We start from the raw sequence: 13464 nt of genomic DNA, 5'->3' as shown, positions 1-13464 counted from the left end.
CTTCTCGCTGGACTCGACAACCGCGAGCTACCAAGAGGCCCTTCCTGCCATGCCTCCGCACCGGCCAACTCACCCGATCCAGCGCCCCGTTCGAATCGGACCGACCACGCGAACGGTTAGAGAACAGCCAGTTAGGCAGCCACTTTGGGGCGAGCCTCTAAGATCATGGCCCCAACGTCGTGCTTTAGCGGGCAGGTCCACAGACTGCCCGACGCGCCGGAAGCTTACGGGGCCATGATCACTCGCCCCAAAGCAGCTCCAGCCCAAAGCCGCTCCACCGACCTCGTTTCCGCGCACGGCGAGGAACACCCCGATATATTTAGTGCGCCTGCCGAGATCTGAGGAACCGGGGGAGTGCATGTACGAGGATCGACCTAAGACTCCGTCCGAAGTTAAGCGGAGGCTGCGTCAACATGCCCGTTTCGGCTGCTGTAGATGCGGGCTGCCGATCTATCAGTACCACCACATTGTCCCGTACAGCGAGGATCAGCACTTCCGGGTAGAAGACATGATGCTCCTCTGCCCCTTGTGTCACGACATGGCGACGAAAGGGGTTTTCAGCGACGCCCAGCAACGGGAGATGCAAGACGCTCCCTTCAATGTTCGCAAGGGGCTGGCGGGAGGGATGCTGCATACCAGGCAAAACTACTGTGCTGTGCTTGCCGGTGGCGTCCTGCTGGTGGGTGAAGGCCCAGTGATCATTGTAGATGGAGAGCCGCTCTTGACGCTCAGCCCGGATGAGGGAGGGCACGTCAGGATATCAATGACTCTGCGAGACAAGGATGGAGACCTGATAGCCCTCATTGAGGATAATGAATGGTTGTCCGGTGATGCGGCGGTGTGGGATATGGAGTCGGATCACCAGAAGCTAGTGGTTCGCTCTGCCGCCAACCATGTGGCGTTGAATCTAAACATGAAAGGCGAACCAGCTCATCTCCGGGCTAAATTCTGGCACGCAGGCTACCTGGTTGATCTGCGCGGAATTGGCATACGCGTTAATGGGGCGAATGCTGGGCAGGAGATTTCGGAGGGATTTGCGTTCGCTGGTATGGCGCTGGACCTAGATACGAAAATTCCGCGCGTTCAGCTCGTGCCGCAGCTTAAGAGCGCACTTCTGGTAAGCGAGCCCGACCCCCTGGAGCGACTAAAGAAGACCGTTGAAGCATGGCAAAGACTCAAGAGTGAAGAACGTGACTCGGCCGGGCAACGCTGACGCGAGCTGGGCCGTCCCTGGGCCGTCCGAGGCCGCTCAGTATCGACGGGTGACGCCTACTAGTGACAGTCGTGGTGGGCGACAGCCGCAGGTCACCCGAGTCGATCTGCGACACTGGTACAGCCATGCCTAAGCCCGGAGAACTGAACTGACGCTCTGATCACACGCACCGGGTGATTGTCTAACTGCGTGATGACGGCGACGCACGAGGGCGCACGAGCCTGGACGTCTGCGGACCGTCAGCGCAGGCCCTCCCATGGCAGCACACCCATACTCCAGTTGCTTCGGGACGAAGTGGGCCAGCTCACGAAAATTCCTCCACGTGCCCTCTCCATCAGCCACCCCGCCACCGTGGTCAGACAGGCCATACTCACTCAAAACAAGGATTCTTGATCTCCGATGTCGACCGACTCTCCGGGGCCCTCTGGCCTGATTTGCACAAGCTCTAGAATCTCCGGATCATAAAGCCAGTAATAGCGCCCTTCCACCTCCTGACGCCCAGAGATCCTGAGGGCCAAATTATTCCGGTGCGCATCGACTGCCAAGTCGTAGTCCTCCACCTTGAGGCGAACCCTCATTTTATGAGCCCTAGAGCCGCTAAAAACGTCGAGACGGACGACCCCGGGCTCCCCTGTTTTTGGTCGCTCAAGTTGAGTCACTGCTCCGAGCACCGTGACATACTCCGCCGCAGCATTGGCTGCAAACACATTCCCAGCAGTCTCTAGGGCTGAATAGTCGGAGGGAGAAAATTCAAGTTTATGCCGTTGAGCGGGAGTATCGGTAAATAGGTCTTCAACCGAGTTGAGCTCTACCTCGATTTCCGCACCATCGGAGTCTCTAATCAGGGAACGCACAGCCTGAGTTAACTCGTAGCAGAAGCCACGTCTGACGTTCTCAACAAAACCGTGCGTGGAACCGGAAACCTTGAAGTGGTCTACCGACTCTCGCGCAGCAGAAAGAGCGTCCACCATTCCGAGTGTAATCTCGCGGCCTGTATGACGACCCACCAAGGGCATTGTCTCGCCCGGATTCACTTTGCGCTCTGTGTAAACTTCTTCAGGAGGCACGTAAGCAGTGATTACGTAGCTACCTACCTCCGTTTGGCCCATGAGGACGGAGTCGAGGAAAGATTTGGCGAGGAAGGAGTTAGCGTTGCCGAAGTACGCAGCTTTTGACTTTCGGGTCTTAGCTCCGACCACCATAGATTTCTGCGCGCCGGCATGAAGGTCTTCACCGGCAATCCACGGAATGGTTCCTCTGCGACTTTGCGTCTCTTTATGGAACTTGACTTCGTCACCCAAGGAATGAACCACAGCGGCACGCTCCAAGATGGAGCGAATCTTCGGGTCGCCCATGTTCCATGCTTGCGCAACGGCTTGACTTAACAGTTCGAAGTAGTCGTCAGTCTCGGTGTCTTGAGGAAGGAGAAGCCCCCTCACCCGCTCACCATTCTGCACGACGGGACGCCAGCGGCTGTACAGGTCTTCTTGCCCTCCGAACTTCTGCCACCCATTGCTCTTTAGCGCGAGAGCTAACTGTTGGTCAGTGAGGTGGCGAGCAATCTCCTCGAAGTCCGGGGCATTCACGGCGTCCCTCCTTTCCCTATTCGCTCCATAATCCCACAGAGAGATCTATCGTCGAATATTCGCGTAGTGGGAACTCTGACGGTTGTATGATCCTCGCCTGACGGCTCGAGGCCAGTAACACTGCGCCAGTAAGCGCAGTGACGCAGCTTGAATATATCGTGAGTGGCCTCCACCCACGCTGCAATATCCTCAGGGATAATCATCGCAACCAAGATGCGGTGGACGGTCACCCTTTTGCGAGCGAGGAGCTTAAGGCGATTGTTGGATAAGTTTACGGATACGAACCCGTTAGCCGGATCAGGGCCAGACGTCCAGGTGCTCTTGAGCTGGATCTTGAGATCTATCTGACAGTCAGCCTCATGCAGCTCGGAGGCATGACTTACCACCCAGTCAATGCCGTCGTCGGGCTCAGGCTTCGCCATGGTGCATCCTGCCGCAGCAGCCACCGCCCTCAGGTAACTGTCTTGCAGCATCTCCATGCGCTGCTTCTTCGGGAGGTCTCCCCTCAAGGGTGCGGCAGACAGCGCGTCGTCGACGTCGAGCATGCATCCCCCCAATGCGGTGTCGTAGATCACATGCTATGTCGGAGGCATGCCTCGCGGTAGAGCTCCCGCACGACCACCCACGTGCACCCTCGCAGCACACGACGTCCACACCCCTAGGCTAGGCCGCGCGCCGATCCGGCGCCGAGCGGAGGGGGCATCAGAGCATGCGCGGGCAATCAGGAGACGAGACCACCGCTGGGTGGCTGCTTACCTGTAATCCGAAGACCTTCGACCTGGAGGCGTTCCGCCGCTCCGGGCGCGAGTTGGACTCGTGGCGGGTCTCGCAGTTGTGGGGCGAGCTGGCGGCCAACGATCCGTTCGTACTCTGGCTCTCCGGGCCACGCGGCGGGGTAGTGGCCCGCGGCAGTCTCACCGGCCCCGCCTGCTGGGAGGGAAACCCGAACCCCGCGTTCTGGGCCAAGCCGCCCGCGCCCGCCCACTTCGTCCCGCTGACCGTCGAACGCTGGCTATCCACTGCCCTTCCCGCCCGCACCGTACGGGCCGAGCCGACGTTCGCCACCGCAACCATCGTCACCATGCCCGGTGGGCGCAACCCGCATCGGCTGTCCGCTACGCAGTGGGACCGCCTCACGAGCATGATCGACGCCATCGGCTGACACGGCCAACCAGGGCCTGGCGTCAGCAGAGACCGGCGAGAGGCACCAGACAGGTGCTGGGACCGTGCTGCAACCGAGCCAGAACGAGCGGGAAGCACGGGGAGTGGCGGAGACCATGGCGCCAGCCAGCCAGGCCCCAAGGCCGCTCCACCGCAGGTCAGCTCAGCAACCACCCGTGGACAACCCAAGCATTCCCAGCTGAGGTCTTCTCGCAGTCGTCACTGGCCGGCCGCCCGGCTTGCTCTGATTGACGGTCCCGGCTGCATGGATAAGGCTGGTACCCCGAAGCGAGACACACGTGCGCCTGACTAAACAAAAAATCCAGCTCCCCAAGAGAACGGCGTGGACAATCACCTCCCGCCGACCTGTTCTGAGCCCAATGCGGTAGGCGAGCATCCGGGGCCGGTCAGTGCCATATCGCATCCCGCGAAGCACCCGTCCCGTGCAACTGGGTCTGTCGCTCACCCCGAGACGTTCATCGAGCCTACAGACGCTTACGGATGATCAAGATCAACTCGTCCCGGCCCATCTGGCTCACACCACCGATGCCCCTCCGCCGGGCAAAGTCACGTAGTTCCTTCACGCTCATCTTGGCCACCCGGTCCGGCGAGTACTGAAGCTCATGATGCTTCCGGCCCAGCCCTCGCACCGAAACGTCCCTTGCGAGCTGCCGCCGTCTGCGGGCTGCTGCCGCTCGTCGGACTCCGGACGCATGCTTCCTAGCCTCGCCAAGACGTTCAGCCAGCTCGTGCGAACGGCGCTCGTCGATGCCCTCCTGGAAGACAGCACGTAGAACTGGCGCCCACCTGGCCTCCCACTTGTCAAGATCTTTCGAGGAGATCGGTGCGCCTCTGACGAGCGCCTTGGCCTCGATCGTGCTAGACATCCTCGAGCCACCTCTCCATAAGAGCGATCACTTCCTCGGGCACTCCGGCGCACACTAGGCACTCACCTCTCAGATCGAGCGTAGCGGTGAACCCTACAAACGCACACTCTTCAGCTTTGTCCAACTGATCACGCCTTGGGAGATCGAGAATCTTCTGGAGACCCTGACACTTCTCAACCCATCTGATCCAATGATCTTGTGCCCAGGTGCGGCTGTTGTGGTGCTCGTTCAAAAGATCTTCTGCGAGCTTTGCCCAATGCGCCATCCCGGAATTCTCAAGCTCGCGAAGGCTCCGGATGTGCCGAGTGTGCTCAGTCACGGTCCCGCCTCAGGCGTGCTGCCAGGGCCAGCTGGATGCTGTGGCGTTTGCGTAGGCGGCTGCTGGGGTGGTTGCTGAGTTACACCGAGTTCCGCCCTGAGTTTCTCGGCGGCCTTCTTCAACGTGCCTCCCGTCGTGCGGCGCTCCATGGCATGTCCGACCGCCTCACCGGCCAGTGCACCAATGATGGAAGGAACGGCTAGCCAGCCCGTGAGAAACAGCAGCCACCCGGCCCCTCTGTTGGCCACATCCTGATCATAGGGAGAGGTGTCGAGCGTCAGCACGTCATACGTGACCCGCCAGCCGAGGAGCCAGCCGCCGATAAGGAGAATCACAGCGAGGAAAAGGAGGATCGGCAGAAAATCGATCAGCATCAGCACAGGGAAAGGCAATGTCAGCCTCCCGACCCAGTACCTGATCAGAAACTGGAGCCACCGTGGCCTCGGTTTACTCGACACACGAAAACCGTACGGCTGCTGAAAGCAGCAGGCCCGCTGTGAGGCCCGTTCGAGCTATCCGCTGCGGCTCACCGGCAAGTCGTTCGCCCGGAGTCCCGTGCACGAACCCCTCGTCGCTCCTGCCGGTGGAAGATTCGCCGAAGCCAGATGATGGTAGGCGCCCCACGTGCCCCGTGGCCGCTTCACACTCCGGAGCGCCCGAGGTTCCTGTGGGCCGGTGATCAAGCTCATGAGGCGGTGCTCAGCGAGACGTGGACTATCCATGGACGCTCGCCGCCCGACCAACCGCATGCAGACCTCTGACCTGCTGTGTTGCCCAGCTTTCAAAGGGCCTCCGGAGCCGTGTGCGCAGGTTCGAATCCTGCCGGGGGCACCCTGTATGAGGTGCCCAAAGACCCCGTCACCAGCGGAAACGCTGAGGCCGGGGTCTTCGCGTATGTGCGGGCGTGTGCCGTCGAAAGCGACCGCATGTCGGGGTCCGGGGACTATTCGTGTGGACGGGCGGCAGGCGAGGGACGCCCAGGTCGGCGAGCGTTTCTCACGCCGTGACCCGAGCCTCCACGAGCGACCGTTGCACGTCGCCCACCAGGCCCCGGAGGCGCCCGGGCTGCACGCCCTCGTGTTCCATCCACTCGTCGAAGCGAGGGCGCAGGTGGCGCACCATGCCCGTCCCGTGGCGACGGAGCACCGAGCGATTGATCGAGATCTCTTCCTGCACCTCTCTTCGGAGATTGTCGGTCCAGCCCTGCGCCCGATCGTCCTCGCCCAGAGGAGCCTTGAGAGCGGCCACCGCCTGGTCGAGGACCGTAAGCAAGCCCATGGCATCTCCCGGAGATCACGAGGTGCACTGCGCCGGTTCCTGTCAGCCCTTGAACGGCGAAAGCCCCCGGACGAGTCCGGGGGCTCGAAGCCTAGCGCCGTACGGAATCACTCGTACTCGCGCAACAGCTCCTCGATCTTGCGGTTGGCAATCTCCTGCCGTCCGTCGATGCACCACTCCCCCGCGCTCGTTGGTGAACGCACGCCCGTCCTCGGCGGTGCCGAAGGTGTCGACGTGCTGCCGGGGGATGGTGACGAGCTGGGGCGGGATGGGCACGAGCCGGACCTCCTCCGCCGGCCGGTTCTTGAGGCCCCGGTCGTCATGAGTCTCACCGGAGCCGTGCGCAAGAAACACCTTCTACGCCAGCGGGATACGTCCGGCGCCGTCTTCTGTGCGGCTACGTCGGGTCAGGCGTCAGCGGAGCCTCGATCGATGCCGAAGTGGCGAGCTGTCCTCGTTCTCGGGCAGCCAGTGCCGCACCTGCGCCCACCGTGATCGGATGCCGGGCGATCAGAAAGGGCTCGACCCGCACTTCCCGTACCGGCCGGCCGGGCTTGGACAGCACCAGCGGAGACGCTGAGGCCCGGGTCTCTCCGCGTATGTGCAGCCGTTTGCCGGGATCCTCGGGAGAGGCGCGGACGGGATCTAAAGGAAGGCCCCTGGACTGCTCGCTCCACGGGTCGGACACTCGGCACACCCTGAAAAGGGCGCGCGTGCGGGCAAAGAACAGTCCCCGGTAGTGCTGCACGTGTCCTGGAGCTTCAGTCGTCACTTCACTCCGGTATCGCGCCGGCTTGCCGGGGGCTTAGACCGCATCCTGTCCAAGTCGCTCCGCCGACTAGACGTCCTCATCGACTTTGTGACTCTTTCGGTGTTGTGGCTTATCAACCAGATTAAGCAGGCTACGTGCCGAGTCAATAGGGTTTGGGAAGAATTTTCCACATTTGGTGGGTGCGGGTGCGTGACGTCCCCGCGGGCTGCTGTGTCGTGTCAGCCAATCCGGCGCCCATGTCCTACTACTGCCCTGGTCCGCACCACCGAGCCCCGGACGAGGGCGGGATGCCTCTCGTCACTGCCTGCTGATGGATCGCTCACCGGAAGTGTTCCAGCGGTAGGCCGAGGACTCCTACGAGGTCGGCTGAGCTGACATCCGCACAACCCATCGAGCGTGATCCAGGCCGCTCAAGCTTCGACCGCGAAGAATGATCCACTCCCTCACGGCTCGTCGGATTGCCGCCGAAAGCCCTGCTCCCGACTGTTACGCAAGGTCGACATGTCGAGAAGTGCCGAATTATACGCCTTGATCGCAAAAATTGCGACACACATGGGGATTTCTGTCTAGATTCCAGTCGTTGTTTCCCTCGGATGCAGGTCACTGGGCAAGAGAGAGACACCCAAGCCGGTCGCGGCGCATACGAAGGGATTTCCCATGAACGGTCAGATCGATTACCGAACGGCGCTGCTCGCGCTCGTCGGTTGCGGCGCGACGTATGCGGCCTTTGAGCACCCATCGTTCGGTACCGCGCTCTTGGTCGGAATCGGCGCGGTCACGCTGCTTCATCTCCTGATGAAGAACCCATGATCTGTGGTGACCAGACCCGTCTTGAACTTGCGAGGGCATACGCCCTGAGTTCGGTGGCGCAGGACCGGCAGGGATACCGTCCGCTTCCGCCACTGACCCTGCATGACGCGCAGGTCATATCGACGACGGCCGTCTCGCTTTCGCCATAGGCCCGGCCCAGAACTCCCTGGTCAGCCCCGGGGTTTCCGTAGTGCCCGTCAGCCGGCGTCCGGCCACTCCTCAGGAGGTGGAGGCGGCTCCGGGTCGTCCCGCCGCTCCACTTGCCGTGCGTTCTCCCCTCGCAGGCTCGTCAACCAGGGCCACAGATCCGGCAGAGGCTGTGCCGGGCAGGCGAGACGATGCTCGATACGGCACCGCTGGAACTGATCCGGCGGACACACCCCGTAGACCGTCACCCGCCCATCGGACAGCTCGATCCATCGATGCTCCGCCGGCACCGTATGGGCCAGCGGGTTCATGTCCGGCTCCAGCAGCACCCAGTCCTGCTCGAGCGTCGCCACCCGATCCTGCGGCAGCCCGCAGTACGGACAGCGAGACTGCCCACCACCCAGCCGCCGCGGCTGCTCTTCCAAAAGCCCCATACCGTGAGAGTCACCAGCCCGTCGGCCCGGGCGTAGAGCGCGAACCGGACGGAACCCGTGGGGCAACCGTCCGGCAGCGAGACGAGAGACGACACGGCAGGTGCAGCCGGCAACCATCGGCCGACGGCACACGGCCGAGATACGGCGAAGCCCCCTGGCCCACGCGGGCTGGAGGGGCCTCCAACAGCCGGTTCTTGAGGCCCGGCCCCGGTCTTCATGAATCTCACCGGCGTCCGTCCACTGCTTGCCGACGCTGGGACGCGTCCGGCCTGGGGCCGTCGCGCCGTAGGTGCCTGTGTCGCGGGTGTCGGGGATCAGGGCCCGTCGACGGGCCCGGCCTCCTGGTTGTGGTCCTTCTCCAGGAGTTCGGGCTTCCGGCGGTGGGTGACGGCCTGATGGCCGTCGGGGCTCTTCGTGGAGCGGCTCAGCAGGCGTGGTCTGAAATGCCAAGAGGCCGGCCGGGACCGTCCGGTGGCGTGGGGAGCGGAGCGTGCAAGACGCTCTGCCGGCTCCGCGCGGGCAGCGGCAGCACCGCGATGCCGGGGGTGGGTGACCGTCGGCGGCGCGGCGTGCGGGGCCGGAAGCTCGCGTCCCAGGCGGGCGAGGGGGGACAGAGCCATGATCACCGGGGACAGCATCATGCCTGCGGCCGTGACCAGGAGGCTGGTGCGCAGTCCCCACTCCTCCGCGAGGAAGCCGCCGACCAGAGAACCGAGCGGGGTCAGCCCCATGCCGACGAACGTGATGGTCGCGGCCGCGCGGCCCTGCATCCCGTCCGGAGTGACGGCCTGCCGGACGGCCATGACCGTGACATTCACCAACTGGCCGCCGCACCCGAACACGAAGCCGGCCGCGAGGAGCGCGGGAACCGTCACCGCGGAGGAGTCCTGGAGCGCGGGCACGCACAGGAACACGCCGTCGCCGAGTACCGCCCCGCACACGAGCACCGTGCCATGTCCGAACCGGCTCGGCAGGCGGGCGGCCAGCAGCGAGCCCAGGAGCGCGCCCGGTCCCGCCGCCGCGAGCGCCAGCCCGACGACGGTGCCCGACAGGTGCAGTTCCCGCGGCAGGAAGAGCAGATAGACGGTCATCATGGCCGCGAAGGAGAACTGGAAGGCGGCCGAGGCCAGGCATACGGTCCGAAGCGCGGTATCGCCGGCGACGAACCGCAGGCCCTCGTGGATACGCTGCCAGACCCGAGGGGGGTGTTCCGGGCGCTCCGGCATCGTCTCGGTTCGGCGGATCCGCCGGATCGACAGGAACGACAGCGCGAAGAACAGTGCGCTGGAGGCGGCGGCGACCGGGGCCGACAGCAGGGACACCAACGCACCGCCGAGAGCGGGACCGCCGATCTGCGCCGCGGACCGGCTGCCCTCGAGCGCGCTGTTGCCTCGCACCAGTTGGTCGCGTTCCACCAGTCGTACCAGGGACGCCTGGTAGGCCACGTCGAAGAACACGGACAGGGCCCCGACGACGAAGGCGAGCGCGAGCAGACCGGGCATGCCGAGCCAGCCGAAGAGGCCGGCCAGGGCGGCGGCGCCCAGGGCCAGGGCCCGGCCGATGTCCGTGAGCACCATCGTCGTACGGGTCCGCCACCTGTCCACCCAGGCGCCGACGAAGAGCGCGAGCAGCAGGATCGGCGCCTGCCCCACCGCGCGCAGGACGCCCAGCTGGCCGGCGCTGGCGTGGAGCGTCAGGACGGCGAAGAGCGGCAGGATCACCAGACTCGCGTGTTCACCGAGTTGGGAGGCTGTCTGGCCCATCCAGAGCCTGCGGAAGTCGACGTCCCGCCACAGGCTTGACGGAACAGGTCGACCGGAATCGGATACAGCGGAGGAAGCGGAAGAAGCGGAAGAAGCGGAAGAAGCGGAAGAAGCGGAAGAAGCGGAAGAAGCGGAAGAAGCGGAAGAAGCGGACGACGGCACGGGAATCCCTTGTGTTGCCGACAACGAAGCCCGCCACCGGGGCACGGCAAAGGTGCACCGACGGTTCAGGCGGGGAAAGGCTCGCTGTGCCGCAACTTCGAGGGCAGCACGCGATGACGGGCCGGTCACGGCCTACAACGTCAACGCGCGCTCGGGTAACCGACCATGTCTCCGCTCCTCGTGGGTGACTCGCTGCGCCCAAACCCTAGCCGTCGGCGGCCCGACGCAGAAGGCGGTATCGCTCGCCTCCCGCGCCCGGCCCCAGGAGGGCAGGCCCCAGCACGGGCGGACAGTACCCGGCCGGCTCGTGGGCGCCGGGTGAGCGCCAACGCATGCCATCGCACCAGCGGATCAGGCAGGCACCGGCCGAACCCTGGCGGAGGGCCCGGCACGGCATAGGAAATGGCTATGGCACCTGCTGAGAATTCGTCTTTGCCTCTCGTTCTTTTCCGGATCTACCGTGAAACAGCTCCGGCCCTGCGACGGACCGGCGCCAAGCAGCTCGAGGACTGGCTGGCACGGCGCGCAGTCCGCAACGCAGCCAATGTCGCCGCTCGCGCGCTCGAGGCAGCCCAGTCCCAAGTAACTGCTCTGCCGGGCGAAAAGCGAGCCGCCAAACTCGTGTGCGACCTCGCTCATCAGCTCCTCGCACTCGACGAGTGGATCAAAGACACCGACCGGGAGATCCGCGAGTCCTTCCACCTCGACGAGCGTGCCGAAATCATCGAATCCCTGCCGGGTATGGACCCATCCTCGGACCCGAGTTCCTCGCCATCGTCGGGGACCTGACCAGCTACGCAGACGCCGGCCACCTGGCCGCCCACGCCGGACTGGCCCCGGTATCGCGCGACTCCGGCCGCCGGACCGGTAACCACCACCGGCCCAAGCGCTACCACCGCCGCCTACGGCATGTCTTCTACATGGCTGCCCAAACCGCCATGATGCGCCGTGGACCCTCCCGGGACCACTACCTCAAGAAACGAGCGGAAGGACTGTTCCACGTCCAGGCACTGCTCGCCCTCACACGCCGCCGAGTCGACGTCTTATGGGCCATGCTCCGTGACTGAAGGCCCTTCACCTTCGCCCCGCCGGCCCTCCAGCGAAGGACGGGCCGCGTTCCCGTCGGGCGGGACGTGGAATTCGGAGTTCGTGGAAGGTGCCGTCGCGGAGCGTCGTGGAGAGCACGTCGACCCGTTGCCCCGCTCGGGTCCGCGATCAGTTGTGCTCCTCGTCGATGGTGACGGCGACCCCGTCCTCGACCTGGACGGCGACAGCGACGCTGCCCTTCTTGGCCGCGGCTTCGAGGTCTTCCTCGGTGCAGGGCGTGACGGTCTCCGCGTCACCGCAGATCCAGCCGGCGCCGTTGATGACGGTGTCGGTGGCGGTGAAGAACGCACGCTCGTTACCGTCGCGGCTGAGGGAGTACTTGCCCGGGGCCATGTACCCGAGCGTGCCGGAGAAGAGCCCCGACTTCTCGCCCTCGCCCATACCGTTGCCGCCGCCGGTACCGGTGCCGCTGTCGGTGTGGTCCTCGATGATGCTGACAGCCACTCCGTCCTTGACGTCGACCGTCGCTCCGAACCCCTTCTTGGCCGCGGCTTCGAGCTCCTCCTCGGTGCACGGCGTGGCGGCCTGGCCGTCCGCGTCACCGCAGATCTTGCCCGCGCCCTCGATGTCGGTGTCCTCGGAGGTGAAGAACGCCCGCTCCACGTCGTTCGCGTCCGTGACGGTGTACTTGCCGGGGGCGAGGTAGGAGACCGTGCCGACCCACTTGCCCGACACCATGCCGCTCTTCGAGCCCTTCTCGCCCGACTGGGACTCGCTGCCGGTACCGGTGCCGGTGCCACTCCCGCCATCGTCGGACTTCCCCTTGGCGGCCGAGTCCGAGGCCGTGGCCCCGGTCGACTTGCCGCCGTCCTCCGTGTCCTCTCCCTGACAGGCGGTCAGCAGCATCGTCGTGGCCACCAGGGCCGCGGCGGCGAGGACGGACTTGCGGCGGTGCGTGCGAAACATGGTGGGACTCCCCCTGCTGATGGTGATGTGGCCGGGCCGGACTGGTCATTCCGGCTGGTCTCTGCCTTGTCGATCACCATCGTGAACGGTGCGGCGACCCCCTGGGAAGCGCAGTTACGGTGTCATGACACTCCTGTCGTGTTGCCGGGACGCCCCTCCTACGTCCCCGAGCCCATGCGGCACGGCCGCCTCTTCCTCGCCGGTGACGCCGCACACATCGTGCCGCCCACCGGCGCCAAGGGCCTCAACCTCGCCGTCGGCGACGTGGTCACCTTCGCGCGGGCCCTGGCCCACCGCACCGAAACCGGCTCCGACGAGCTGCTCGACGCCTACTCCGCGACCTGCCTGCGCCGCGTCTGGCAGGCCGAGCGGTTCTCGTACGACTGACGCCCATGCGGCACGGCGCGCGACCCCGACTTCGTTCTGCTGGATGGCACGCTCGCCGAGTGCGATCGGGTCGGTGACGGACGGGCCGACTACTCCCACAAGCACCGCCGGCACGGCGTGAACGTGCAGGTTGTCACCGACCCGGACGGCCAACTGCTGTGGCTCTCGCCCGCACTGCCGGGCCGGTCGCACGACCTGACCTCCCCCAGCCTTCGGCCGGGGATGCCCCCAGCCCGCACCCACCGGATCATCCGCATCTGCGAGCGCCAGGGCGTCCCCATCCTGGCTGATCTCGCCTACCAGGGCGGCGGTCCCTGGCTGACCACGGGCATCGAACGCAGGCCCCTGCAGGAACTCACCCCCACCGAGAAGACCGCCAACCGAGCCCTGGCCGCGGCACGGGCACCAGTCGAACGCGGCGTCGCCCGCTTGAAGTCCTGGCGGATCTTCCGCAGGTCCCGATGCAGCCCCCACCGCATGACGTCAATCGCCAAAGCCGTCCTCACCCTGGAGAGGCAACGCTGAAAACGCT

The 13464-nt window shown here is 64.8% G+C and carries 10 protein-coding genes and 4 pseudogenes; 6 read left to right on the top strand and 8 right to left on the bottom strand.

Annotation, left to right across the window (positions count from 1 at the left end):
• Positions 1-358 precede the first annotated feature (358 nt).
• Positions 359-1213 carry an HNH endonuclease gene (locus tag IE178_RS10690; protein WP_193512061.1) on the top strand — a complete coding sequence of 285 codons (855 nt, stop codon included), beginning with the start codon at positions 359-361 and terminating at the stop codon, positions 1211-1213.
• A 374-nt stretch (positions 1214-1587) separates the two neighbouring features.
• Here the strand turns inward: IE178_RS10690 and IE178_RS10685 are convergent, their stop codons facing one another.
• Complete coding sequence (locus IE178_RS10685) at positions 1588-2799, bottom strand: hypothetical protein (RefSeq protein ID WP_193512060.1); 1212 nt, start codon at positions 2797-2799, stop codon at positions 1588-1590.
• The gene (locus IE178_RS10680; protein WP_193512059.1) at positions 2796-3344 is read right to left on the bottom strand and encodes a DUF4365 domain-containing protein; all 549 of its coding nucleotides are present in this window, start codon (positions 3342-3344) and stop codon (positions 2796-2798) included. The genes IE178_RS10685 and IE178_RS10680 overlap by 4 nt, the downstream gene beginning before the upstream one ends.
• A 164-nt stretch (positions 3345-3508) precedes the next feature.
• On the opposite strand from IE178_RS10680, the gene IE178_RS10675 reads away from it, so the two are divergent.
• Positions 3509-3961: a hypothetical protein gene (locus IE178_RS10675; RefSeq protein ID WP_193512058.1), complete on the top strand. Its 453-nt coding sequence runs from the start codon at positions 3509-3511 to the stop codon at positions 3959-3961.
• A gap of 484 nt (positions 3962-4445) precedes the next feature.
• Here IE178_RS10675 and IE178_RS10670 read toward each other — a convergent pair whose 3' ends face one another.
• From IE178_RS10670 to IE178_RS10660, 3 genes are all read right to left on the bottom strand, one after another.
• On the bottom strand, positions 4446-4847 hold the full coding sequence (locus tag IE178_RS10670; RefSeq protein WP_193512057.1) for a hypothetical protein: 402 nt from the start codon (positions 4845-4847) through the stop codon (positions 4446-4448).
• A 315-nt stretch (positions 4848-5162) separates the two neighbouring features.
• A complete protein-coding gene (locus IE178_RS10665; protein WP_193512056.1) occupies positions 5163-5546 on the bottom strand; it encodes a DUF6313 family protein in 384 nt (127 codons plus the stop codon).
• A 616-nt stretch (positions 5547-6162) separates the two neighbouring features.
• Positions 6163-6444, bottom strand: coding sequence for a hypothetical protein (locus tag IE178_RS10660; RefSeq protein ID WP_193512055.1), 282 nt, complete (start codon positions 6442-6444; stop codon positions 6163-6165).
• A gap of 1429 nt (positions 6445-7873) precedes the next feature.
• On the opposite strand from IE178_RS10660, the gene IE178_RS10650 reads away from it, so the two are divergent.
• A complete protein-coding gene (locus IE178_RS10650) occupies positions 7874-8026 on the top strand; it encodes a hypothetical protein (protein WP_184764578.1) in 153 nt (50 codons plus the stop codon).
• 197 nt (positions 8027-8223) lie between these two features.
• On the opposite strand, the gene IE178_RS10645 is transcribed toward IE178_RS10650, so the two are convergent.
• Positions 8224-8607 carry a DUF6083 domain-containing protein gene (locus tag IE178_RS10645; RefSeq protein ID WP_184764579.1) on the bottom strand — a complete coding sequence of 128 codons (384 nt, stop codon included), beginning with the start codon at positions 8605-8607 and terminating at the stop codon, positions 8224-8226.
• Positions 8608-9173: 566 nt separating this feature from the next.
• Positions 9174-10403 (bottom strand): annotated as a pseudogene (locus IE178_RS10640) (MFS transporter); the annotation flags it as partial.
• 594 nt (positions 10404-10997) lie between these two features.
• On the opposite strand from IE178_RS10640, the pseudogene IE178_RS10635 reads away from it, so the two are divergent.
• Positions 10998-11599 (top strand): annotated as a pseudogene (locus IE178_RS10635) (transposase); the annotation flags it as partial.
• A 148-nt stretch (positions 11600-11747) separates the two neighbouring features.
• Here IE178_RS10635 and IE178_RS10630 read toward each other — a convergent pair.
• Positions 11748-12545 carry a hypothetical protein gene (locus IE178_RS10630; protein WP_193512054.1) on the bottom strand — a complete coding sequence of 266 codons (798 nt, stop codon included), beginning with the start codon at positions 12543-12545 and terminating at the stop codon, positions 11748-11750.
• A gap of 156 nt (positions 12546-12701) precedes the next feature.
• Here IE178_RS10630 and IE178_RS36915 point away from each other — a divergent pair.
• Both IE178_RS36915 and IE178_RS10620 read left to right on the top strand, forming a co-directional pair.
• Positions 12702-12929 (top strand): annotated as a pseudogene (locus IE178_RS36915) (FAD-dependent monooxygenase); the annotation flags it as partial.
• A 24-nt stretch (positions 12930-12953) separates the two neighbouring features.
• Positions 12954-13457, top strand: a pseudogene (locus tag IE178_RS10620) (transposase family protein); the annotation flags it as partial.
• Positions 13458-13464: the final 7 nt, after the last annotated feature.

The sequence above is a fragment of the Streptomyces griseoloalbus genome, from assembly GCA_014650015.1.
Classification (GTDB): Bacteria; Actinomycetota; Actinomycetes; order Streptomycetales; family Streptomycetaceae; genus Streptomyces; species Streptomyces griseoloalbus.
This window is presented reverse-complemented; position numbering and strand designations above follow the sequence as displayed.